The organism is Pararhodobacter sp. (assembly GCF_036802785.1).
GTDB lineage: Bacteria > Pseudomonadota > Alphaproteobacteria > Rhodobacterales > Rhodobacteraceae > Pararhodobacter.
The window spans coordinates 34580-56701 of the sequence record NZ_DAIRVN010000024.1; the positions used below are offsets into that span (position 1 = coordinate 34580).

Consider the following 22122-nt stretch of genomic DNA (forward strand, 5'->3'; position numbering starts at 1 on the left):
TCAGACGGTCAGAGTGGCGCGGATCGCGGCCTCGTCGATATCGTCATGCCCGGCGATCACCACCAGACGCGACTCGCGCGGCATCCCGGCCCATGGCCGGTCAAACTGATGGCGCACCCGCTCGCCCACGGCTTGCAGCAGCAGGCGCATGGGCTTGCCGGAAACCGCAACATAACCCTTCACGCGCAGGATATTCTGCTCGCGGGCAAGGCGCTGAACCCGGGCGACAAGCGCCTCGATATCCGCCACCTCGGGCAGGTCGATCACGACCGAGTCGAAATCATCATGCTCATGATCGTCGTGGCCGTCATGATGGCTGGGGCGCGCGCCCAGATCGTTCTCCGCCGCAGCGTTCAGGCCCAGCACCACGCGCGGATCAATGACGCCTTCGGTCATTGGCAGAACCGGCAGGGCGCTGTCCCGGTTCAGGGTGCTGGTGATAGCGCTGATTGTGGCGCGCGCGGTGGCAAGGCCCGCCTCACCGGCCAGATCGGCCTTGGACAGAAGAACGATATCAGCGCAGGCGATCTGGTCTTCGAACACTTCGGACAAGGGGGTTTCATGGTCAAGGCTGTCATCCGCCGCGCGCTGCGCATCCACGGCGGCCACGTCGGGGGCAAAGCGGCCTGCAGCGACGGCCTCGGCATCGGCAAGGGCGATCACCCCGTCAACCGTGATCCTTGAGCGGATCGCGGGCCAGTCAAAGGCCTTGAGCAGCGGCTTTGGCAGGGCAAGGCCCGAGGTTTCGATCAGGATATGGTCCGGGCGCTGCGGCAGCGCCATCAGCGCCTCGATCGTGGGAATGAAATCATCCGCGACGGTGCAGCAGATGCAGCCGTTGGCCAGCTCGACGATATTCTCGGCGGGGCAGTTTTCGTCAGCGCAGGATTTCAGGATATCGCCGTCCACGCCCAGCGTGCCAAACTCGTTGACCAGCACCGCCAGCCGCCTGCCCTGCGGATTGGCCATCAGATGCCGGATCAGCGTGGTTTTGCCCGCGCCCAGAAAGCCGGTGATCACGGTCACGGGGGTTTTGGTGAGATCAGACATTCAGGGCCTCCATCGGGGGAATGCGGGCAAGGCTTTGCTTGCGGAAAATCACCGGGCGCTCACGCCACGGCACGATGCCATCATTGCTCTGGGCATAAAGACCGGCGCCGCGCAGGATTTCGGGCGCGTCGGCCTCCGTCATGCGGCTGTAGACATAGGACCAGCCGTCTGGCCGTGTCAGGGCAACGGCGCAGCCATGGTCGCAGGCGGACAGGCATTCAACCGGCCTGATGGTGACACCCTCGGGCGCACCGGCCACCGACAGCGCGGCAAAGAGGCGCGCACCCGGGCAGGCCTCCCCCTCGGGCACGGGCTGCCCGGCCCGGCAGGTCATGCAGACATGAAGCACAGTCGCCATTTCATCCCCTTTCACGGCAAAGGGATGACGCGCCGACGGGACGGGTGCCTGCGCACCCATGTCCGAAGGTAGCGGAACACCCCGTCCGCCCGTTTCAGTTCAGCGTGCTGGCAGGTCTCCCGGCTTGCGGATATCGGAGCTTTGCCTTTCGGCGGGGCTCCGGCGCTCCACCCGCCTTCCCGAACCTTGCGGCCAGTGGCATTGGGTGGACCTTTCCGGTCACGGTCGCGGGGGCGGCTGCGCTTGGGTTCCTTGACCATAGGGTCGCAAAACCTGTCGCATTCCCTTTTGGCCTGTCTTACGACAGGCACCAGCGCTCAAGTTACGCCTCTCCCTTGCCAGATAAACAAGCGGAGTCAAGCAAAAGGACCGGGAACATGACCGACACAACCGAAAATTCGCCGACAATGCCAGCCGCCGATACCGACGCGGATCTGGCCCGCCACGCATCGAAAATGGCAAAGAAAAAAGCCGCGCGGGACAAGATCATGGCGGGAAAAGAGGGTGAAAAGGGCCTGATCATCGTTCACACGGGGCCGGGCAAGGGCAAGTCATCTTCCGGTTTCGGGATGATTCTGCGCTGCATCGCCCATGGCATGCCCTGCGCAGTGGTGCAGTTCATCAAGGGCGCGTGGGACACCGGCGAGCGGCGCCTGATCGAAGGGCATTTCGCAGAGCTGTGCCAGTTCCACGCCATGGGCGAGGGCTTCACCTGGGAAACGCAGGACAAGGCGCGCGACATCGTCATGGCGCGCAAGGGCTGGGAAAAGGCCAAAGAGCTGATCCGCGACCCGGAAATCCGCTTTGTGCTGCTGGATGAGATCAACATCGCGCTGCGCTACGATTATCTGGATATCGACGAGGTGGTGAGCTTCCTGCAAACCGAAAAGCCGCCCCTGACCCATGTCTGCCTGACCGGGCGCAACGCGAAAGAGGCGCTGATCGGTGCTGCCGATCTGGTCACCGAGATGACGCTGGTCAAGCATCCGTTCCGCGCGGGCGTGAAGGGTCAGCCGGGGGTGGAGTTCTGATGACGCGGCCTTCGCGCGCGGCAGGGGGCTGCCCGTGGGCACGCTGATGATTCAGGGCTGCGGCTCGAACGTGGGCAAGTCGATGCTGGTTGCCGGTCTGTGCCGGGCGGCGCGGCAGCGCGGGCTGTCGGTTGCGCCTTTCAAGCCACAAAACATGTCGAACAACGCCGCCGTCACCGCTGATGGGGGTGAGATCGGACGCGCGCAGGCATTGCAGGCACTGGCCTGCGGGCTGGAGCCTGTGACGGATATGAACCCCGTTCTGCTTAAGCCTGAAAGCGAAACCGGGGCGCAGGTTGTGGTGCAAGGCCACCGCATTGCCACGCTCAGGGCGCGCGACTATGCCGCGCTCAAACCCTCGCTTCTGGCCGCCGTGCTGGAGAGCCATGCCCGACTGCGCGCAACCTATGATCTGGTGATCACCGAGGGTGCGGGCAGCCCCGCCGAGATCAACCTGCGTCCCGGCGACATTGCCAATATGGGCTTTGCCCGCGCCGCCGGTGTGCCGGTGGTGCTGGCGGGCGATATCGACCGGGGCGGCGTCATCGCGCAGATCGTGGGCACGCAGGCGGTTCTGGAAGCGGGCGATGCGGCGATGGTGGCGGGGTTTGTCATCAACAAGTTCCGCGGCGACCCCCGCCTGTTTGACGATGGCTACCAGATGATCGCAGCGCGCACCGGCTGGCCCGGTTTTGGCGTTCTGCCGTGGTTTGAGCGCGCCCGCCTGCTGCCCGCCGAGGATGCGCTGGATCTGGGGCGCGGGGCCGCTTCGGGCGGGGTGGTGGTGGCCTGCCTTGCCCTGTCGCGCATCGCCAATTTCGATGATCTTGACCCGTTGCAGGCCGAACCCGGCGTGGAGCTGGTCATGGTGCGGCCCGGCGAGGCGATACCGGGCAACGCGCGGCTGGTGATTCTGCCCGGGTCAAAATCAACGCGCGGCGATCTGGCGTTCCTGCGCGCGCAGGGCTGGGATATCGACCTTGCCGCGCATCTGCGGCGCGGCGGCCATGTGCTGGGCTTTTGCGGTGGGTATCAGATGCTGGGGCAGGTGGTGTCAGACCCCGGCGGCGTTGAGGGCCCGGCGGGGGAGACGCCCGGTCTGGGCCTGCTGGATGTGTCAACGGTCATGGTGCCGGAAAAGCGGCTGGCGCGGGTGCGGGCGCGGCATCAGGCCACGGGGCAGGAGGTTGCGGGATACGAGATTCACATGGGCCGGACATCGGGGCCGGATGGCGCGCGGCCCTTTGCCCGCATTGAGGACGGTGTTGAGGGCCGCGATGAGGGCGCGGTATCGGCAGACGGGCGGGTGACGGGCACCTATCTGCACGGCATTTTTGCCTCCGACAGGTTCCGCGCGGCGTTTCTGGCGGGGCTGGGCATTGCGCCTTCAGGGTTGCAGCACGGCGCGCTGATTGATGCCACGCTCGATGCGCTGGCCGGTCATATCGAGGCGAATCTGGATGTGCCGGGGCTGCTGGCACTGGCGCGCTAGCCGTCAGGCAGCCAGCGGCGGCTCTTCCGGCGTCACATCTGCCACCGGATTGCCGCGCCAGACAAAGTTTCGGCGGCCCAGCGCCGCGATCCAGATAGCGGGCATCATCAGGTCGCGCAGCGGCAGCGCCACCAGATCGCGCCATGTCGCAGACCAGCCGCGACGGCCAAGCAAGGCAAACTCGGCCCCATACCAGACCAGCGCCAGTGCCAGCAGCGACCAGCCCGGCAGCCCCGCGCCGGACATGCCCGCCGCCCAGAGGCCCAGCGCCGCCAGCGCGCCGTTCAGCGGCTCCAGCAGGAACAGTGGCAAGAAACCCTCACGCCGGATCTTTGCCCAGCGGACCTGCCGGTCCCAGACCTGCCGCAGGCTGCGCCGGCCGATCGGCTGGGCATAAAGCGCCGGGGTCTGCGTGACCTTGCGGCCCATGCCCCGGATCAGGCGGGTAGCAGCGACATCTTCGGCCAGATACCTGTCAAGCGCCCTGAGCCCGCCTGCCGCCTCGGTCAGCGGACGGTTGAAGAACAGGGTCTTGCCCTGCGCAAAGCCATTGCCCAGCCGGGCCACGGCCAGTTGCAGCCGCGCCTGATTGGCGTTCAGAAAGGCGCATTCCAGATGCCCGCCAGCCCCCTCCGGCCATATCCCTGCGGGCGGGCCGGAAACCAGCCCCGTCGCGGGGCCCCATGCGGCGCAAAGGTCGGACAGGTAGCTGTCGGGGATCAGCAGGTTGCTGTCGGTCATGCAGATCCAGTCGTCGGCAGCCGCGTGCCAACCTTTCCAGACATTGCGCAGCTTGGGGTTGCGCAGCCCGGCATCCTCGCCGGTCAGCAGGCGGGCAGGGACATGCGGATGCTCGGCCATCAAGCGGCGAACCAGATCGCAGGCCGGATCCTCGGCGCTGGGGGCACAGAAGATCACCCGGTAGTCAGGATGATCCTGCCGGAAAGAGGCACCCAGCGTCAGCGCGTCAAACGGATCGCTGCCGCAGACCGGGCGCAGAAGGGTGACGGGCGGGAGGCCGATGTGGTTATGGGTGCCCTGATTTTGGTCAGGCGGTTTCCGGCGCTCTGCCCGGCGCGGCAAAGCCAGCAGAATACTGGCCAGATGCGCGACCAGCAGCACCGCCGACAGCGCCAGCAGAAACGTGCTCATGAAAGGGCAACCCCGTCCGGCTGCGCGACAAGGTCAGACACCACGCGCCGACCGCCCAGCAGCCGCAACACGCCGTCGCCACTGTCTTCAAGCGCGGTCATGCTGTCCACCCAGTCGCCGCAATTGGCATAGGTCAGGCCAAAGCGGTCATGCAACCCGGCGATATGGAAATGCCCGCAGATCACCCCGTCCACCCCCTCGGCGCGCGCCATCTCGACCATGCGCCGCTCATGCGAGCGCCCGGCATAGGCCATGCCATTGGCCGCCTTGATCAGCCATTCTACCGTGCTGCGCGGCGCATCGTGGCTGCGCCCGATCCTGCGCAGACGCTGGTCAAGACGGCGTAGCGCGTGGTCAATGCGGCTGCCCAGACGGGTCATCAGATGGGTACGGATGAGGCGGCTGTCGGCCTCGTCGCCATGCACCACCAGATAGCGCCGCCCGTCACCCGCCCGGTGCCGGTATGAGGGCACGGGCGTTACCGCAAGGCGGGCATGGTCCGGCGCGCAGGCCGGGTCAGGGTCATGGTTGCCGCGCACATAGACCAGCCGCGCGCCGCTTTTCCAGCGCTGGTTCAGGTGGTCGATCACGGCTTGATCCGCAGGCGTCCAATGCGGCAACAGCGGTTGCCACAGGTCAAGCACATCGCCGACCAGAACATAGGTGCGTGCCGGGTGGCGTTGCAGGAAATCCAGCACAAGGTCACTGCGCGAACCCAGCGCGCCCAGATGCAGGTCTGACAGAAACAGCGTCCTGCCGGGCGCCGGTGGCTCAGAGCAAAAGCGGTCAAAGGGCATGGGCAGCGGGCCTCACCTAAGGACGCCACTGCGTGACATGGCAGGCACAACATCTTGATGACGGATTTGTATTATTTCGGTGTCGGTGCCAGTTCCGCGCTGGTGCCGGTGGTGCCCGGGCCGCCGCACCTGCGCCAGTGTCATCTGACTGTGACACAGCCCGGCTACGAAGGCGCGGATATGAACATTCAACACCGGGAGATGCCTGTGCGCACCACCTTCAGGACCACTCTTGCCGCCTTTGTCGCCGGAACCCTTGCCACGGGCGCCTTCGCCCAGTCCGGCCCGCTGGTAATATATACGTCCACGCCGACCGACCAGATGGACCAGCTTGTCGCGCGGTTCAACGAAAGCTACCCCGATGTTGCGGTTGAATACTTCCGCTCGGGCACGACCGAGGTGATGAACCGCCTTGAGGCCGAGTTCGCCGCCGGAAACCCCATGCCGGACGTGCTGCTGATCGCCGATACCGTGGTGATGGAGGGCCTGAAAGCCGAAGACCGGCTGCTGGCCTTCCCGGAAGCCGACACCACCGATACCGACCCCACGCTGCATGATGCCGATGGTTACTATTTCTCAACCAAGCTGATCACCACCGGCTTTGCCTATAACACCGAAAACGTGCCCGAGCCTGTCACCAGCTGGGCCGCGCTGACCGATCCCGCCATCGCCAGCCGCCTGACCATGGCAAGCCCGCTCTATTCCGGCGCGGCGATGATCCATGTGGGGACGGTGGCGAACACCGCTGGCTTCGGCTGGGAATATTATGAAACGCTGGCCGCCAATGGTGCCATCGCCGGGCGCGGCAATGGTGGCGTGCTGTCGGCGGTTGCCAGTGGTGAGGCCGATTATGGTGTCATCATCGACTACATGCCGCTCAACGCGGCCGCCGACGGCTCGCCCATCGCCTTTGTCTTCCCCGATGAGGGCGTGACGGCGGTGACCGAGCCGGTGGCGATCCTGTCCAGCGCTAGCAATGTCGAGGCGGCGCAGGCCTTCGTCAACTGGCAGCTTTCCGAAGAGGGCCAGCGCTTCCATGTCGAGCAGGGTTACCTGCCGCTGCGCGACGGAATCGACCGGCCCGCCACCTTCCCCGATGTGGCGATCGAGATCATCCAGGCCGATGCCGCGCTGCTGCTTGAGCAGTCGGAAGAGATCAAGCAGCGCTTCGCCGATCTGTTCGGCGGCTGATGCCCGCAGCCGTGTCGCGCGTTTTCGCGGGCCTGAGACCGCAGTTCACCCCCGAGGGCCTCCTGCTGGCGGCCCTCGGTTTCTATGTGCTGGGCCTGTGCCTCTGGCCGCTGCTGCGCCTGCTGGCGCTGGTGTTCGAGGGCGGGCTGGCCGGGGGGATCGGCCTTGTCGGTCAGGTCTGGGCCAGCCGGGCCGCGCGCGTCGCCACGCTGAACACGCTGGATGCCGCGCTCTGGGCAACGCTGCTGTCGGTGGTGCTGGGCGGGGGAATGGCGCTGCTGATCAGCCTGAGCGATCTGCGCGGGCGGGTGGCGCTGGTGTTCCTGCTGATCCTCCCGCTGCTGATACCGCCGCAGGTTTCGGCGCTGGCCTGGATGTCGCTGATCGGCCCGCAAAGCCCGCTCTGGACGCTGCCGGGGCTGGAGGCTCTGCGCCCCGCCCGCAACCCGCTTCTGGGGCGCGAGGGGGTTATTCTGGTCATGGGGATTGAACACGCGCCGATGGTGTTTCTGGCCCTGCGCGCGGGCCTGCGCGCGCTGCCGGGCGACCTGATCGACGCCGCCCGCGCCGCCGGTTCGCGCCCGTTGGGCGCCGTGTGGCGTGTGGTGCTACCGCTGATGTGGCCGCCGCTGGCCGCCGGGGCGGCGCTGGCCTTTGTGTCGGCCATCGGCAATTTCGGCGTGCCCGCGCTTCTGGGCATTCCCGGGCGCTTCCCGGTGCTGTCGACGCTGATCTATCAGCGCCTTTCGGGCTTCGGCCCGTCTGCCCTTCCCGATGTGGCGGCGCTGGCGCTGATCCTTGCCGGTCTCGCCGCCATGGGGATCGCGCTGCAAACGCTGGCGCTGCGCCGTTTCGCGGTCGCGACAGACCGCACGGCGGGCGGGCATCGCGGCTTTGCGCTGGGGCGCGCGCGGGGGCCTGTCAGCCTTGCGGTCTGGGCGCTGATGACCGCCATCGCCATCCTGCCCCTGACCGCGCTTGTCGCGGCGGCGCTGGTACCTTCGGTCGGTGTGCGGCTGACGGCGGACACAGTGACACTGGCGAACCTGAGCCATGTGATCACCGACCTTGGCGTGACGCGGCGCGCATTCGCCAACAGCCTGACGCTGGCGCTGCTGGCAGCCACGCTGACGATGGCTGCCGCCGTCCCGCTGGCGTGGCTGATGGCGCGGGGTTCACGCCTTGCCCGCGCGCTCAACTTTGCCGCCGATGCGCCCTATGTGCTGCCCGGTATCGTGCTGTCGATTGCGTTTATCCTCGCTTTCCTTCAGCCGCTGCCGGTGCTGGGGATCAGCCTTTACAACACCCTCTGGATCTTGCTGCTGGCCTATCTCGCGCGGTTCTTCGCGCTGGCGCTGCGCCCGGTCGTTGCCGCCCTGACCCAGCTTGACCCCGCGCTGGAAGAGGCTGCGCGCAACGCCGGTGCGCGCGGGATGCGGCGCTTGTTCACCATCGTCCTGCCGATGATCGCGCCTGCGGTCGGTGCCGGTGCGATCCTTGTTTTTCTTGGCGCGTTTTCCGAGCTGACGGTTTCCGCCCTGCTGTGGTCACGCGGGAATGAAACGCTGGGGGTGGTCATCTTCTCGCTCTATGACGAGGGACGCACCACCATGGCGGCCGCGGTCTCGGTCTGGGTTCTGGCCGTGGTCCTGGGCCTTGCCGGTCTGGTCTCATTGCTGGCGCGCCGCCTGCCTGAAGGAGTGTTGCCATGGCAGCCCTGACCCTTGAGGGCGTCGGCTTTGCCGCCGGTTCCTCGCGCATTCTGCAAAAGATCGACCTGTCGCTGGCTGAGGGGGAGTTTCTGGCGCTGGTCGGCCCCTCGGGCTGCGGCAAGTCTTCGCTGCTGCGGCTGATCGCGGGGTTTGAGCGGGCAACAGTGGGGCAAATCCGGCTGGAAGAGCGCGTTGTCTCGGGCCCCGGCCTGCACCTTGACCCCGAAGACCGCGAAATCGGCATGGTGTTCCAGTCTTACGCGCTCTGGCCGCATATGGATGTGGCGGGAAATGTCGGCTACGGGCTGAAGGTGCGTCGGATGCCCACCGCCCAGCGCAACACCCGCGTGGCCGAGGCATTGGCAACGGTCGGCCTGTCCGGGTTTGAGGGTCGCCGCGTGCAGAACCTGTCAGGCGGGCAGCGCCAGCGGGTTGCGCTTGCCCGCTGTCTGGCCATGAAGCCGCGCCTGCTGCTGCTGGATGAGCCGCTGGCGAACCTTGATGCCCATCTGCGCGAAGCCATGGTGGAAGAGTTCCGCCGCCTGCACCGCGCGACCGGCGTCAGCATTGTCTATGTCACCCATGATCAGGCCGAGGCGATGGCGCTGGCGGACCGCATCGCGGTGATGTCAGCCGGGAAGCTGCTGCAGATCGGCGCGCCGCAACAGCTTTGGCGCGAACCGGCGGATGCCACCGTGGCGCGGTTTCTGGGCCGGGGTCAGATTGTGCCGGTAGAACTGACCGGGGCCGGGCCGCGCGCCCGCGCGCGCCTGTTCGGCCATGAGGTCAGCCTGCGCGCACCCACAGGCCTTGCCCGCGGTGCGGCGTTCGCCTGCCTGCGGCGGCGTGACATCGCGCCGGGCGCTGAGGGTTTCGCGGCACAGGTCATCGACTGCCGCCAGCTTGGTGACCGCTATCAACTGACCGTCAGCCCCGACGCCGCGCCGGAGCTCCATCTGCACTGTGAGGTGGACAGCGCGCCGGAGGGCAGCGACCTGCGCATGGCGGTCAGCGATGGCTGGGTTCTGCCCCCGGAAGCCGCCGCCGTGTAAGTGCCGGTGCGCAGGTCAGCCGACAGGCGCTTTGCCCGCCACCCCCTCTGGCGGGAAGGGGGCGATGTCTTCGGCGTCAAACAGGCTTGAAAGCCGCTCTGTCACCGCCAGCAGCATCGCCTGCTCCCACGGTTCCAGATCGCGGAAGCGCCCGGCGAACCGCTCTTGCAGAAAATCGGGCGTCTGATCGAGCAGGGCGCGGCCCTCGTCGGTCAGGATAACCCAGATGGCGCGGCGGTCGGCCTGCCGGCGCTCACGCCGCACCAGCCCGCGCGCCTCCAGCTTGTCGATCTGGATGGTGATCGTCGCCTGCCCAACCCCCAGCAGGCGCGCAATGTCGCGCGGCATCTCCTGCCCGTTCTTGGCCAGCGCATGCAGCACCAGCAATTGCGCCTGCGTCAGGCCCGAAGCCCGCGCCATGGCCCGCGCGTTTTCATCCAGCGCATGCATGATGCGGCGCAGCGCGATCAGAGTCTCGGAGGAGCGGTCAAGCAAGGGAACCTGCATACTGGGATGGCGGGGCCGCCAGATTGCCCCGCGCCGCGCGCAAAGGCAAGTCATCGGCGGTTTACGCTTCGATAGAGATAAATTTATGAAACCGAATGAATTTAGAAGATAACTAGGGCGCACCCCGTAAGACATACAACGTAAATAACTGATTTATATTAATAAAGCTGTCAACCCTCACGGAAAATTGCTTAGTGTTGCAAAACAATCAGAAGCGCCTATATTCTCATCACATCCGTTGGCAGCCACAGAATGAAGTTATGACCAAAGAAAACCCGACCGTATTCACTAATTCCCGTGACCTGCTGGCCCTGCGCCAGCCCATCAAGGATGACGGATCCGAGGTCTGGAACCTGATCGCGCAATGCCCGCCGCTTGATCAGAATTCGATGTACATGAACCTGCTCCAGTGCGACCATTTCGCCGATACGTGCATTCTGGCAGAGCGTGGCGGGCGTGTGCTGGGCTGGATCTCGGGCCATATCAAGCCGGATACGCCGGACACCCTCTTCATCTGGCAGGTTGCCGTGCATGAAGATGCGCGCGGCCTTGGGCTGGGCAAACGGATGCTGAAAGCGCTTCTTGCGCGCCCCGCCTGCACCGATACGCGCAAGCTGGAAACCACGATCACCCGCAGCAACGCCGCCTCCTGGGGCCTGTTCCAGAGCTTCGCGCGCGATATGGGGGGTGACATTTCGGATGCCCCGCATTTCGAGCGTGACGCGCATCTGGATGGCCTCCATGCGACCGAGCATCTGGTGACGATCGAACTGCCGCGCAGGCGCCTGCGCGCCGCCGCCTGATTCCGGGCGCCCCCAAACGGGCCCCAAAACAGGCGTGCGTCACCCCTGACTCTCTGAAAACCGAAAGGCCAAAAGCCATGAACACCGGTTCCGCAACCGATATCTATACCCGTCGCGAGTCGAACGCGCGCAGCTATTGCCGCGCGTTCCCCGTGACCTTCACTGCCGCCCGCAACGCCACGCTGACCGACAGCGACGGGCGTGAATACATTGACTTCCTCGCTGGCTGCTCGTCGCTCAACTACGGCCATAATGATGCCGATATGAAAGCGGCGCTGATCGAACATATCAGCGCTGACGGCGTCACTCACGGGCTGGACATGCACACCACCGCCAAGACCGCCTTTCTGGAAAGCTTTGAGAAGCTGATCCTGAAGCCGCGCGGGATGGACTACAAAGTCATGTTCACCGGCCCCACCGGCACCAACGCCGTTGAAGCCGCGATGAAGCTGGCGCGCAAGACAACCGGGCGTGAAAACATCATCGCCTTCACCAACGGCTTTCATGGCATGACCATGGGGGCGCTGGCGGCCACCGGCAACGCCGGCAAGCGCGCCGGTGCGGGCATGGCGCTGTCCGGCGTGATGCGCCTGCCCTATGAGGGCGCGGTTGAGGGGGTGGATTCGCTGGCGATGATCCGCGCCATGCTTGAAAACCCCTCCAGCGGGTTTGATGCCCCGGCGGCGTTCCTGATTGAGCCGGTTCAGGGTGAGGGCGGGCTGAATGCCGCCTCGGCCGCGTTCCTGAAGGGTCTGCAGACGATTGCGCGCGAACATGGCGCGCTGATCATCATGGATGACATTCAGGCAGGCATCGGCCGCACCGGCCCGTTCTTCAGCTTTGAGGGCATGGGCATCAAGCCTGACCTGATCCCGCTGGCGAAATCGCTTTCGGGCATGGGTCTGCCGATGGCCGCGCTGCTGATCCGCCCTGATCTGGATGTCTGGAAACCGGCTGAACACAACGGCACCTTCCGGGGCAACAACCACGCTTTCGTCACCGCCCGCGTGGCGCTGGAAAAGTTCTGGTCGGATGACACCTTCCAGCGCCAGACCGAGGCCAAGGCGGCGGCCCTGTCCGAGCGCCTGCAGGCCATCGCGGCGCTTGTTCCGGGTGCAACGCTCAAGGGGCGCGGCATGATGCAGGGCATTGATGTGGGATCGGGCGAACTGGCGGCGGCGATCTGCGCCACCTGCTTTGACAACGGCCTGATCATCGAGACCTCAGGCTCGCATGATGAGGTGGTCAAGGTGCTGGCCCCTCTGACCATCCCGCAGGCCCAGCTTGAAGCGGGCCTCGATATTCTGAAAGCCGCCGTGCAGACGCAGTGCGCCCGGCAGCAAATTGCAGCGGAGTAAGCAAGCATGATCATCCGGGATTTTCATCAGGAAAAGAACACCAATCGCCGCGTCGCTGACAAGAAGTGGGAATCGGTGCGCATGCTGCTGGCCGATGACGGGATGGGCTTTTCCTTTCACATCACCACGATCGAAGCGGGTAGCGAACATCAGTTTCACTACAAGAACCACTTTGAAAGCGTTTACTGCATCTCGGGCGAGGGCAGCATCGAAGACCTTGCCACCGGCGAGGTGCATGAACTGCGCCCCGGCGTGATGTATGCGCTGAACCTGCATGACAAACACATCCTGCGCTGCAAGACCGAGATGGTCTTTGCCTGCTGCTTCAACCCGCCTGTGACGGGGAAAGAAGTGCATCAGGCTGATGGCTCTTACGCGCTGGAAACTTCCTGAAAAAGGCGGGCAGGGGTGAAAAGCCACCTGCCCTGACCCCTGATGACCCATACAGTCGAGAAAATCGGCGGCACCTGCATGAGCCGCTCGCGCGAATTGCTGGACACGCTTTACATCGGCAAGCGCAAACCCGCCGCCTGCTACGGCCGCATCTTTGTTGTGTCGGCCTTTGGCGGCATCACCAACATGCTGCTGGAACACAAGAAAACCGGCAAACCCGGCGTTTATGCCCAGTTCGCCAGCGATGACAGCGGCGCGGGCTGGCTGGAGGCGCTCAAGGCCACCGCCCGCGCGATGTGCGACATCCATGGCGAGATTCTGGATGACGGCGCCGACCGGGAGCGCGCCGATGCCTTTGTGCGCGACCGCATCGAGGGTACGCGCGCCTGCCTGCTGGACCTTCAGCGCCTTGGCTCCTACGGCCATTTCCGCATCGACCAGCAGATGCACACGCTGCGCGAGCTGCTCTCGGGCATGGGCGAGGCGCATTCGGCTTTCGTGACCGCCCTGCTGCTGCGCCGCCATGGGCTGAACGCCCGCTTCGTCGATCTGTCGGGCTGGCGCGATGAGGCGAACCCCACGCTGAGCGAGCGCCTGGATCAGGCGCTTTCGGGTGTGGACCTGAGCACTGAGCTGCCCGTCGTCACCGGCTATGCCCATTGCGCCGAGGGGCTGATGCGCGAGTATGACCGCGGCTACTCAGAAGTGGTCTTTGCCCATCTCGCCGCCCGGACCGGCGCGCGGGAGGCGATCATCCACAAGGAATTTCACCTCTCTTCCGCCGACCCCAAGCTTGTGGGCCTTGAAAACACCGTCAAGATCGGTCGCACCAGCTATGATGTGGCGGATCAGCTGTCGAACATGGGGATGGAGGCAATCCACCCCAACGCCGCCCGCGTGCTGCGCCGCGCCGATGTGCCGCTGCGTGTCAAACATGCGTTCGAGCCTGACGATGCCGGCACCCTTATCGGCCCCGAGGGCGGTGCGCCGGGCCGGGTGGAAATGGTCACCGGGCTGGCCGTGCATGCCTTCACCGTGCATGAGCCTGACATGGTGGGCGTCAAGGGTTATGACCGCTGCATCCTTGAGGCGCTGACCCGCCATAACCTGTGGATCGTCTCCAAGCATTCAAACGCCAATACCATCACGCATTACCTTTCCGGCTCGCTCAAGGCCATCCGCCGTGCCGAGCAGGAGGTGCTGCGCACCTATCCCAATGCCGAAATCACGGCGCGGGCGCTGGCGATGGTGTCGGTCATCGGCTCAGACCTGAGCGACCTTTCGGTTCTGGCGCGCGGCCTTTCGGCGCTGGAGCAAGGCGACGTCCGGGCGCTGGCCGCACAGCAGGGGCTGCGCCGGGTCGATGTGCAGTTCCTTGTTCCGCGCGACAAGATGGAGACGGCCATCAGGCTGCTCCATGACGCGCTTGTTCCCGCTGCCGAAGACATGGCATCGCGCGCGGCTGCCTGACCGGGCGGCTCACGTTAACATACTGAAAAACAAAAAGAACCGCGCCGCGCAGAAACCTGCCCGGCGCGGTTTTCGTTTGCGCTGAGCTCTGTCACAGCCGCTTAACCGAAACGTCATCAACCGTTCATGTGGATCGCATAGCCCTCGGCGCATGTTGACCACAACCACGCCCCCGGTAACGACGCCTGCGCCCGCCGATCTTCGGATTGACGGGTTGCGCAAGGATTATGCCACCGCCACCGCCCTGCACGATATCAGCGTGACCCTGCCTGCCGGGCGCTTCTCTGTCCTGCTGGGGCCTTCGGGCTGCGGCAAGTCCACGCTGCTGCGGCTGATCGCCGGGCTGGACCACCCCACACGCGGCCAGATCACGCTGGGCGGCGCGCGGATTGACGGGCTGCCCCCCGCCGCGCGCAATCTGTCGATGGTGTTTCAGTCCTACGCCCTTTTCCCGCATCTCAGCGTGGCCGAAAACATCCTCTTCGGCCTTGCCGTGCGCCGGGTGACAAAGCGCGATCAGGCCGCGCGGCTGAACCGCGTGGCCACGATGATGGGGCTGGAGACGCTTCTGGCACGCAAACCCGCTGAGCTTTCGGGCGGGCAACAGCAGCGCGTGGCACTGGCCCGCGCCGTGATCTCCGAGCGCCCGGTCTGCCTGATGGATGAGCCGCTGTCGAACCTCGACGCCAAGCTGCGCGCTGAAATGCGCAGCGAAATCCGGGCGTTGCAGCAGCGGTTGGGGCTGACCATGGTGTATGTAACCCATGATCAGGTCGAAGCGATGACCATGGCCGACCAGATCGTGGTGATGAACGCCGGGCGCCTTGAGCAGGTCGCCACCCCGCGCGCGCTTTACGCGCGCCCGGCCACCACCTTTGTTGCCGGTTTCATCGGCACCCCGCCGATGAACCTGATTCCGGTGGCTGACCTGCCCGGCCTTCCCGCACCGAAGGGTACGGCCACTATCGGCATCCGCCCCGAAGACCTGCTGGCGCAACCCGCCCCGCAGGCGCACAGCCTCACCGCGCAGGTGCTGAACATCGAATATCTGGGCGCTGACCAGCTTGTTGCCCTGCAACTGGGCAGCATCCGCATCCTTTTGCGCCAGCCCGGCCAGACCCCGCCCGCACAGCAAAGCCTGACGCTGGGCCTGCCCGCCGATGCGCTTCATTACTTCGATCAGCACGGCAGGCGCCTACCGGGGCTGAGCGATACCACCCCCCTACCCCACCAGGAGTCGCTGAATGAAACCTTTGCTCAAGACCCTCGCCACCACCACCGCCGGGCTGGCACTGATGGCTCAAGCCGCATGGGCGGTTGATCTGGAGTTCTACTTTCCGGTCGCCGTGGGCGGCGATGCCGCCGCCACCATCGAGGGTCTGACCCAGGCCTATATGGAGGCCAACCCCGGCGTGAACATCAACGCCATCTATACCGGCAGCTATGCTGACACCACCACGCGCGCCATCACCGCCGCGCGCGGCGGCAACCCGCCGCAACTGGCGATCCTGCTGTCCACCGACATGTTCACCATGATGGACGAAGACATCATCCTGCCCTGGGAAGATTTCCTGACCGAGGAAGAGGTCGAAAGCTGGATCGGCGGTTTCTATCCGTCCTTCATGCGCAACAGCCAGTCCGGCGGGCAGACCTGGGGCATTCCGTTCCAGCGCTCCACCCCGGTGATGTACTGGAACAAGGAAGCCTTCGCCGCCGCCGGGCTTGACCCGGAAACCCCGCCCGCCACATGGCAGGACATGGTGGATATGGGCCGCGCGCTGACACTCCGCGATGCCTCGGGCACCGTGACGCAATGGGGCCTGCGCATCCCGTCCTCAGGCTTTCCGTCGTGGCTGTTTACCGGCCTCGTAGCCTCGAACGGGCAGGACGGGCTGGCGAATGACGCGGGCACCGAGGTTTATTTCGACACGCCCGAAGTGGTCGGCGCCCTGGAATATCTGGCCTCGCTGGCCAGTGAGCATGCGATCATGGCGCCCGGGATTCTGGACTGGGGCGCAACGCCGCGCGCCTTCATGGACGGCGAAAGCGCCATTGTCTGGACGACCACGGGCAACCTGACCAACATCCGGGCCAATGCCCCGTTCGAGTTCGGTGTGGCGATGCTTCCCGCCAATGTCCGTCCCGGCGCACCCACGGGTGGCGGCAATTTCTACCTGTTCGACGGCTCCTCGCCCGAGCAGCTTGAAGCGGCGGTCGATTTCGCGCAATGGGCCACCGCGCCTGATCAGGCGGCCGACTGGTCCATCGCCACGGGCTATGTCGCGCCGCGCGCCGACACATGGGAAACCGAGCGCATGCAGGCCTATGCGCAGGAAGTGCCCGGCGCCATGGTTGCCCGCGATCAGCTGGAATTCGCGGTGCCTGAGCTGTCAACCTTTGAGGGCCCGCGCGTTACCCAGATCCTCAATGACAACATCGCCGCCGCCATTGTGGGTGACAAGACCCCGGCGCAGGCCATGGCCGATGCACAGGCCGCCGCTGACGCCATCCTCGCTGCCTATCGCTGAGACCTGCAACCCCGGCGAGGCGCCCCGCGACGGGCGCTTCGTCAAGTCCGCCCCTGCCTGATTGGAGACCGTGAATGAAAACCTTTCTGAAAACCCTCGCCACCAGCTCTGCCGGGCTGGCCCTTGTGGCGCAGGCCGCATGGGCGGCAGAACTGGAATTCTATTTTCCGGTCGCCGTGGGTGGTGACGCCGCCGCTACCATCGAGGGCCTGACACAGGCGTATATGGATGAAAACTCTGATGTGACCATCAGTGCCATCTATACCGGCAGCTATGCCGATACCACCACCCGCGCCATTACCGCTGCGCGCGGTGGCAACCCGCCGCATCTGGCAATCCTCTCGGCGGTGGACGTGTTCATGTTTATCGAGGAAGACATCATCGAACCCTGGGATGCGCATCTGTCGGATTCCGAGATCGAAAGCTGGATTGGCGGCTTCTATGACGCGTTTCGCGCCAACACACTCATCGACGGGCAGACCTGGGGCATTCCCTTTCAGCGCTCAACCCCGGTGATGTACTATAACCGCGAGGCCTTTGCTGCCGCCGGGCTGGACCCCGAAACGCCCCCTGCAACATGGGAAGAGCTGGTTGAAGCGGGCCGGGCGCTGACCCTGCGCGACGATAGCGGCAGGGTCACTCAATGGGGCCTGCGCATTCCCTCGTCGGGCTTTCCCTACTGGCTGTTTCAGGGCCTCACCACTGCCAACGGCCTGGAGTTGATGAACGCTGAGGGGACCGAGGTCTATTTCGACCGTCCCGAGGCCGTCGAGGCATTGGAGTATCTGGTCTCGCTGTCGCAAGAGCATGAGATCATGCCGCCGGGCATCATCGACTGGGGCGCCACCCCCCGCGCATTCCTTGATGGCGAAAGCGCCATTGTCTGGACGACGACCGGCAACTTCTCGAACATCCGCGCCAATGCCACTTTCGATTTCGGCGTGGCGATGTTGCCCGCCGGCACGCAGCGCGGCGCGCCTACCGGCGGCGGTGACTTCTTTCTGTTCAGCGGCCACAACGATGACGAGACCCGCGCAGCCATCGACTTCGTGAAATGGGCCACCGCGCCAGATCAGGCGGCGGCATGGTCGATTGCCACCGGCTATGTCGCCCCGCGCCCGGATATCTGGGAAACCGAGACGATGCGCGCCTATGTTGAGCTGGCCCCCGGCGCCCTGGTTGCGCGCGATCAGCTTGAATATGCGGTTGCCGAGTTCTCGACCTATGAGAATGCGCGTGTTCGCCAGATCCTGAACGACAACCTTGCCGCCGCCATCGTCGGTGAAAAAACCCCCGCTCAGGCCATGGCCGATGCTCAGGCCGCTGCCGACGCTGTACTGGCCGCCTATCGCTGACCACGCAACCGCGAGGCGCCCCGCAACGGGCGCTTCGCTTCTTTCCGAATGTCCACAAGTCTCTGCAAGGGCCGCCCGGCATGTTGAAACGCGAATGGCTGATAGCGCTTGCCTTTCTGGCGCCCGCGCTGATCCTTCTGTTCGGCTTTACCCATTACCCCGCCATCCAGACCGTGATTGACAGCTTCTGGTCCACGGCGCGGGGGCGGCGACCGTCGGTCTTTGTGGGAACGGATAACTACACCCGCATGATGGCCGATCCGGTCTTCATCCGCGCCATGATCAACAACGCCATTTACGGCGCCATCACCATCCCCGCCTCCATCGCACTCGCGCTGGCCATGGCGCTGTTCGTGCAGGGCCGCATTCTGGGCCGGGGCTTTCTGCGCATGGCCTTTTTCACGCCCACCGTACTGCCGCTCATCGCGGTGGCCAATATCTGGCTGTTCTTCTACCTGCCCGGCTTTGGCCTGTTCGAGCAGATCCGCGGCGCGCTGGGCCTCGCCCCGCGCAACTGGATCGGCAGCCCGGCAACCGCGCTTTACGGCGTAACCGTCGTCACCGTCTGGGCGCAGGCGGGGTTCTTCATGATCTTTTATCTGGCCGCATTGCAAACCATCCCGGCGTCGCTGCGCGAGGCCGCCGCCATCGAGGGTTGCAGTCGCGTCACCTTCTTTCGCCGCGTCACCTGGCCGCTGATCATGCCGACCACACTGTTCATCTCGGTCAACGCGACAATCAACGCCTTCCGCACGGTGGACCATATTTTCGTCATGACGCAGGGCGGGCCGAACAACGCCTCGATGCTGCTGCTTTACTACATCTATGAGCAGGGCTTCCGCTATTGGGATACGTCCTATGCCTCGGCGCTGACGGTTGTCATGGTGGCGATACTGGCGCTGGTGGGGATCGGTCAGTTCTTCGTGCTGGACCGCAAGGTGCATTACCGATGACCCGCAGCACTGACCGCGCGCTTTTCACCCTTGGCGCATGGCTTCTGGCGCTGGTCTGGCTTTTGCCGCTGGCCTATGCCGTCTGGACAGCGTTTCACCCCCCGGCCTTTGAAACCCGCTTCGTGCTGTTCGCCCCGCTGACGCTGGAGAACTTTTCCCGCGCATGGAACGCCGCGCCCTTTGGCCGCTACTTCCTCAACACCATTGCGCTGGTAACCATGGTGCTTGCCGCGCAGCTGGTGCTGTGCTCGCTCGCCGCCTTTGCCTTTGCCCGGTTTGAATTTCCCGGCAAGGGGGTGCTTTTTGCGCTGGTGCTGGTGCAGTTGATGGTGATGCCGGACATCCTTCTGGTGCGCAACTACACCACCATCCGCTCGCTTGGCCTTGTCGATACGATCCTCGCCATCGGCCTGCCCTATTTCGCCAGCGGCTTCGCCATCTTCCTGCTGCGCCAGACCTTCAAGACCATCCCACGCGAACTGGATGAGGCCGCGCGGATCGAGGGGTGTTCATGGCTGGGCCTGCTGATGCGCGTTTATGTGCCGCTTGCCAGACCGACAATGCTGGCTTTCGGCCTTGTCTCGGTCAGTCACCACTGGAATAACTTCATCTGGCCGCTGATCATCACCTCGTCGGTCGAAACCCGGCCGCTTACCGTCGGCCTGTCCATCTTCGCCACCTCTGACAGCGGCACCGAATGGTCGATCATCACTGCCGCCACCCTCATCACCTCCGCGCCGCTTCTCATCGGGTTTCTGCTGTTCCAGCGGCAATTCGTGCAGAGCTTCATGCGCGCGGGCATCAAATGAAAGGTTTCCCCATGGCCCCCATCGGCGCCGCCGTCCTGCTGCCGCATATGGAGATCCTGCGCGACTGGCTGTTTGACACCCAGCGCCCCATCGAGATTCAGGATTTCGTGGTGCCGAACCTTGGTGACCCGGCTGATCTGATCACCCGCTGGCGCGCCATGCTGGACGGTCATACCGGGCCGCGCGGCATTCACGGGCCGTTCTTTGGCATCGACCTGTCCAACCCTGACCGTGAGATCCGGGCGGTCCTGACCCGGCGGCTGGTGCAGGGGGTGGAGATTGCGGTGCGGCTGGAGGCTGACCTGATGGTCATCCACTCGCCCTTCACCTTCTGGCACCGGCTGAATTACGTCAACTACGGCCAGTTGCGCGCGGGCATGATGGAGGCCTGCGCCGAATGCCTTGCCCCGGTGCTGGAGCGTGCTTCGGCGGCGGGCGTAACGCTGGCGCTGGAGAATATCGACGACACCGACCCGGCAGACCGCGCTGATCTGGTGGCGATGATCAACCATCCCCGGCTGGGGCTGTCAGTCGATACCGGGCATGCCGATCTGGCGCATGGCAACTACGGCGCGCCGCCGGTGGTGGATGTGCTGACCCTTGCGGGCGCGCGGCTGGTGCATGTGCATCTGCAAGACGTCGACGGCCACGCCGACCGCCACTGGCACCCCGGAGACGGGCGCATTCCGTGGCAACCGGTGATCGACACGCTTGCAGCCCTCCCCGCCACCCCCCGCCTGCTGCTGGAGGTCCGCAACAATTTGCACCGGCTGCCGGAGACGGCTGCTTGGTTGGAGGGGTTGGGGGGTGAAAGGAAGTGTGGAGCGAAAATGGCACACAGCAGTTGTCTTTAGACAACGCGTTTGCAGACACAAGCAGTCGTTCAAGACCCGATTATCATCAATATTGGAGCGATTTGGATTGCGTGCTTCATTTGAAAAACAGAATTGCTTTTCTATCTTATTAATTCTTTATGCATTGCCGAAACTACTCTAAACGGACTCCCTCGCTGGCTTAGTTTTCTTGCACCAATGCCTCGTTCAATAGATAAAACAGATGCTCCTACCCCTAGAACGGCTCCTACAATAGGCAATCCCGTAGTAGCCAAAATACCGGCCTCCCAGCCAATGGCTCTATTTCTAGCAGAATCTAGATTGTTAAATGAAAGCGAAATAATTAAGTCTCCTAAATGGAATCTCCATTTACTTTCGCTCGCTACTCTTATCATATCAGCGCAATGCTTGTCGACAACCGAAACAAGGCGATTTAACTCGAACTCCTGATCTTTTGATCGCTTAATGTTGGAATAGAAACGATCAAGCTCATAGTTCAAGGCAGTGATTTCTGCCTCTCTCTTTTTCTTGAACTCAAGAAGTTCTTCTATCGGATAGTCGTATGCAGGTAGAGGTATAGCGCGAGAAAGTGTTACACGCTGACCGCGCCCAGCAACAAAATTCTTGTTCTTTAGATAAAATGAACCTTCGCCTTCGGACAAGACCCACTGTCCAGGCTCCTTTCGATCGAGTGAAAGAAACTCCTCAATATGCTCTTGGACAAAATATCTCGCTGTTGCTCCATCTATTTCAACCCTGCTTCCTTCAGAAATTACGATCAGCGAACTCGTATTTCCAATCCCCAACGCACTAGAGAAATGATCAGGCCGTGGTCGGATTAGTATGCCTTCCTTCTCAAGAAGCTGTTCGTCTGGATTTGACAAGACACTGACTATCTTGCTATTCGGCCAAACAATCTTATCCCAAAACAGTATTGCTCGGCGCAATTCGGCAGGATTAATATCATTCCTAACAGAGCAGCTCTCCCCATCAAATCTAACCGGAGCGCTTAGCATTATCCCACGGCCAGTTTTTGGTTTCATGCCAAAGAGTGGGTCCATAGACTTTCGTTGCTTCGCTTCACCCATAACACCCTCAACCAGAAATAATTTGAATACGTTCTTAGTAGAGTATTTGTTTGAGTGCGTGGATCAAGAAGAATTTCTCCGGGTCCTCGTGAAGATTGGCGTCTGTCAGGTCAACCAACTCGAACCTCCGCCTCCGGACTCATTTTTTTCCCAGAGCAGTCCCAGAATGTCAGCCCCGCGTCCTACCTCC

At 63.9% G+C, this 22122-nt stretch carries 21 protein-coding genes and 1 riboswitch; of the genes, 15 read left to right on the top strand and 6 right to left on the bottom strand.

Going from position 1 to position 22122, the window contains the following annotated elements:
- Both cobW and V7Q53_RS10400 read right to left on the bottom strand, forming a co-directional pair.
- The gene (gene cobW / locus V7Q53_RS10395; protein ID WP_333828472.1) at positions 1-1050 is read right to left on the bottom strand and encodes a cobalamin biosynthesis protein CobW; all 1050 of its coding nucleotides are present in this window, start codon (positions 1048-1050) and stop codon (positions 1-3) included.
- The gene (locus V7Q53_RS10400) at positions 1043-1408 is read right to left on the bottom strand and encodes a DUF1636 domain-containing protein (RefSeq protein WP_333828473.1); all 366 of its coding nucleotides are present in this window, start codon (positions 1406-1408) and stop codon (positions 1043-1045) included. Before V7Q53_RS10400 ends, cobW begins: the two co-directional genes overlap by 8 nt.
- 92 nt (positions 1409-1500) lie before the next feature.
- A riboswitch (cobalamin riboswitch) is annotated at positions 1501-1738 on the bottom strand.
- Between the two features lie 77 nt (positions 1739-1815).
- On the opposite strand from V7Q53_RS10400, the gene cobO reads away from it, so the two are divergent.
- Positions 1816-2439, top strand: a complete 624-nt coding sequence (cobO, locus tag V7Q53_RS10405; protein ID WP_333828495.1) for a cob(I)yrinic acid a,c-diamide adenosyltransferase — start codon at positions 1816-1818, stop codon at positions 2437-2439.
- A 34-nt stretch (positions 2440-2473) separates the two neighbouring features.
- Positions 2474-3931 (top strand): cobyric acid synthase, encoded by a 1458-nt coding sequence (locus V7Q53_RS10410; RefSeq protein WP_333828474.1) that lies wholly within the window; start codon positions 2474-2476, stop codon positions 3929-3931.
- A 3-nt stretch (positions 3932-3934) separates the two neighbouring features.
- Here the strand turns inward: V7Q53_RS10410 and V7Q53_RS10415 are convergent, their stop codons facing one another.
- The gene (locus tag V7Q53_RS10415) at positions 3935-5083 is read right to left on the bottom strand and encodes a glycosyltransferase (RefSeq protein ID WP_333828475.1); all 1149 of its coding nucleotides are present in this window, start codon (positions 5081-5083) and stop codon (positions 3935-3937) included.
- Positions 5080-5880 (bottom strand): UDP-2,3-diacylglucosamine diphosphatase, encoded by an 801-nt coding sequence (locus V7Q53_RS10420; RefSeq protein ID WP_333828476.1) that lies wholly within the window; start codon positions 5878-5880, stop codon positions 5080-5082. The genes V7Q53_RS10415 and V7Q53_RS10420 overlap by 4 nt, the downstream gene beginning before the upstream one ends.
- Positions 5881-5937: 57 nt before the next feature.
- On the opposite strand from V7Q53_RS10420, the gene V7Q53_RS10425 reads away from it, so the two are divergent.
- From V7Q53_RS10425 to V7Q53_RS10435, 3 genes are read left to right on the top strand one after another with little or no spacing between them, the layout of a single operon-like run.
- Positions 5938-7071 carry an ABC transporter substrate-binding protein gene (locus V7Q53_RS10425; RefSeq protein WP_333828477.1) on the top strand — a complete coding sequence of 378 codons (1134 nt, stop codon included), beginning with the start codon at positions 5938-5940 and terminating at the stop codon, positions 7069-7071.
- Positions 7071-8792: an ABC transporter permease gene (locus V7Q53_RS10430; protein ID WP_333828478.1), complete on the top strand. Its 1722-nt coding sequence runs from the start codon at positions 7071-7073 to the stop codon at positions 8790-8792. The genes V7Q53_RS10425 and V7Q53_RS10430 overlap by 1 nt, the downstream gene beginning before the upstream one ends.
- Complete coding sequence (locus tag V7Q53_RS10435; protein WP_333828479.1) at positions 8780-9835, top strand: ABC transporter ATP-binding protein; 1056 nt, start codon at positions 8780-8782, stop codon at positions 9833-9835. The genes V7Q53_RS10430 and V7Q53_RS10435 overlap by 13 nt, the downstream gene beginning before the upstream one ends.
- A gap of 15 nt (positions 9836-9850) precedes the next feature.
- Here the strand turns inward: V7Q53_RS10435 and V7Q53_RS10440 are convergent, their stop codons facing one another.
- A complete protein-coding gene (locus tag V7Q53_RS10440) occupies positions 9851-10330 on the bottom strand; it encodes a MarR family winged helix-turn-helix transcriptional regulator (protein WP_333828480.1) in 480 nt (159 codons plus the stop codon).
- A gap of 272 nt (positions 10331-10602) precedes the next feature.
- Here V7Q53_RS10440 and ectA point away from each other — a divergent pair, with 272 nt between their 5' ends.
- The 10 genes from ectA (at position 10603) to V7Q53_RS10490 (ending at position 20865) form a co-directional block, all read left to right on the top strand.
- A complete protein-coding gene (gene ectA / locus V7Q53_RS10445) occupies positions 10603-11145 on the top strand; it encodes a diaminobutyrate acetyltransferase (RefSeq protein ID WP_333828481.1) in 543 nt (180 codons plus the stop codon).
- A 77-nt stretch (positions 11146-11222) separates the two neighbouring features.
- Complete coding sequence (gene ectB, locus V7Q53_RS10450; RefSeq protein WP_333828482.1) at positions 11223-12503, top strand: diaminobutyrate--2-oxoglutarate transaminase; 1281 nt, start codon at positions 11223-11225, stop codon at positions 12501-12503.
- Between the two features lie 6 nt (positions 12504-12509).
- Positions 12510-12896 (top strand): ectoine synthase, encoded by a 387-nt coding sequence (locus tag V7Q53_RS10455; RefSeq protein WP_333828483.1) that lies wholly within the window; start codon positions 12510-12512, stop codon positions 12894-12896.
- 42 nt (positions 12897-12938) lie between these two features.
- Positions 12939-14366: an aspartate kinase gene (locus V7Q53_RS10460; protein WP_333828484.1), complete on the top strand. Its 1428-nt coding sequence runs from the start codon at positions 12939-12941 to the stop codon at positions 14364-14366.
- 151 nt (positions 14367-14517) lie between these two features.
- Positions 14518-15687 carry an ABC transporter ATP-binding protein gene (locus V7Q53_RS10465; RefSeq protein ID WP_333828485.1) on the top strand — a complete coding sequence of 390 codons (1170 nt, stop codon included), beginning with the start codon at positions 14518-14520 and terminating at the stop codon, positions 15685-15687.
- A complete protein-coding gene (locus tag V7Q53_RS10470; protein WP_333828486.1) occupies positions 15611-16894 on the top strand; it encodes an ABC transporter substrate-binding protein in 1284 nt (427 codons plus the stop codon). The genes V7Q53_RS10465 and V7Q53_RS10470 overlap by 77 nt, the downstream gene beginning before the upstream one ends.
- A 74-nt stretch (positions 16895-16968) precedes the next feature.
- On the top strand, positions 16969-18249 hold the full coding sequence (locus tag V7Q53_RS10475; RefSeq protein ID WP_333828487.1) for an ABC transporter substrate-binding protein: 1281 nt from the start codon (positions 16969-16971) through the stop codon (positions 18247-18249).
- An 80-nt stretch (positions 18250-18329) separates the two neighbouring features.
- On the top strand, positions 18330-19202 hold the full coding sequence (locus tag V7Q53_RS10480; protein ID WP_333828488.1) for a carbohydrate ABC transporter permease: 873 nt from the start codon (positions 18330-18332) through the stop codon (positions 19200-19202).
- Positions 19199-20011 carry a carbohydrate ABC transporter permease gene (locus V7Q53_RS10485; protein ID WP_333828489.1) on the top strand — a complete coding sequence of 271 codons (813 nt, stop codon included), beginning with the start codon at positions 19199-19201 and terminating at the stop codon, positions 20009-20011. The genes V7Q53_RS10480 and V7Q53_RS10485 overlap by 4 nt, the downstream gene beginning before the upstream one ends.
- Positions 20012-20022: 11 nt before the next feature.
- Positions 20023-20865 carry a sugar phosphate isomerase/epimerase family protein gene (locus V7Q53_RS10490; protein ID WP_333828490.1) on the top strand — a complete coding sequence of 281 codons (843 nt, stop codon included), beginning with the start codon at positions 20023-20025 and terminating at the stop codon, positions 20863-20865.
- Positions 20866-20966: 101 nt separating this feature from the next.
- Here V7Q53_RS10490 and V7Q53_RS10495 read toward each other — a convergent pair whose 3' ends face one another.
- Entirely contained in the window at positions 20967-21932 is a 966-nt protein-coding gene (locus tag V7Q53_RS10495) for a DUF6236 family protein (protein ID WP_333828491.1), read from the bottom strand.
- Positions 21933-22122: the final 190 nt, after the last annotated feature.

Excerpts from the sequence above, each read along its gene's own strand:
- V7Q53_RS10435 (WP_333828479.1), top strand. The coding sequence starts at position 8,780 with ATGGCAGCCCTGACCCTTGAGGGCGTCGGCTTTGCCGCCGGTTCCTCG.
- cobW (WP_333828472.1), bottom strand. The coding sequence starts at position 1,050 with ATGTCTGATCTCACCAAAACCCCCGTGACCGTGATCACCGGCTTTCTG.
- V7Q53_RS10490 (WP_333828490.1), top strand. The coding sequence starts at position 20,023 with ATGGCCCCCATCGGCGCCGCCGTCCTGCTGCCGCATATGGAGATCCTG.
- V7Q53_RS10470 (WP_333828486.1), top strand. The coding sequence starts at position 15,611 with ATGAAACCTTTGCTCAAGACCCTCGCCACCACCACCGCCGGGCTGGCA.
- V7Q53_RS10475 (WP_333828487.1), top strand. The coding sequence starts at position 16,969 with ATGAAAACCTTTCTGAAAACCCTCGCCACCAGCTCTGCCGGGCTGGCC.
- V7Q53_RS10460 (WP_333828484.1), top strand. The coding sequence starts at position 12,939 with ATGACCCATACAGTCGAGAAAATCGGCGGCACCTGCATGAGCCGCTCG.
- V7Q53_RS10495 (WP_333828491.1), bottom strand. The coding sequence starts at position 21,932 with ATGGGTGAAGCGAAGCAACGAAAGTCTATGGACCCACTCTTTGGCATG.
- V7Q53_RS10465 (WP_333828485.1), top strand. The coding sequence starts at position 14,518 with ATGTTGACCACAACCACGCCCCCGGTAACGACGCCTGCGCCCGCCGAT.
- ectA (WP_333828481.1), top strand. The coding sequence starts at position 10,603 with ATGACCAAAGAAAACCCGACCGTATTCACTAATTCCCGTGACCTGCTG.
- ectB (WP_333828482.1), top strand. The coding sequence starts at position 11,223 with ATGAACACCGGTTCCGCAACCGATATCTATACCCGTCGCGAGTCGAAC.
- V7Q53_RS10415 (WP_333828475.1), bottom strand. The coding sequence starts at position 5,083 with ATGAGCACGTTTCTGCTGGCGCTGTCGGCGGTGCTGCTGGTCGCGCAT.
- V7Q53_RS10485 (WP_333828489.1), top strand. The coding sequence starts at position 19,199 with ATGACCCGCAGCACTGACCGCGCGCTTTTCACCCTTGGCGCATGGCTT.
- V7Q53_RS10420 (WP_333828476.1), bottom strand. The coding sequence starts at position 5,880 with ATGCCCTTTGACCGCTTTTGCTCTGAGCCACCGGCGCCCGGCAGGACG.
- V7Q53_RS10425 (WP_333828477.1), top strand. The coding sequence starts at position 5,938 with ATGACGGATTTGTATTATTTCGGTGTCGGTGCCAGTTCCGCGCTGGTG.
- cobO (WP_333828495.1), top strand. The coding sequence starts at position 1,816 with ATGCCAGCCGCCGATACCGACGCGGATCTGGCCCGCCACGCATCGAAA.
- V7Q53_RS10400 (WP_333828473.1), bottom strand. The coding sequence starts at position 1,408 with ATGGCGACTGTGCTTCATGTCTGCATGACCTGCCGGGCCGGGCAGCCC.
- V7Q53_RS10480 (WP_333828488.1), top strand. The coding sequence starts at position 18,330 with ATGTTGAAACGCGAATGGCTGATAGCGCTTGCCTTTCTGGCGCCCGCG.
- V7Q53_RS10430 (WP_333828478.1), top strand. The coding sequence starts at position 7,071 with ATGCCCGCAGCCGTGTCGCGCGTTTTCGCGGGCCTGAGACCGCAGTTC.
- V7Q53_RS10455 (WP_333828483.1), top strand. The coding sequence starts at position 12,510 with ATGATCATCCGGGATTTTCATCAGGAAAAGAACACCAATCGCCGCGTC.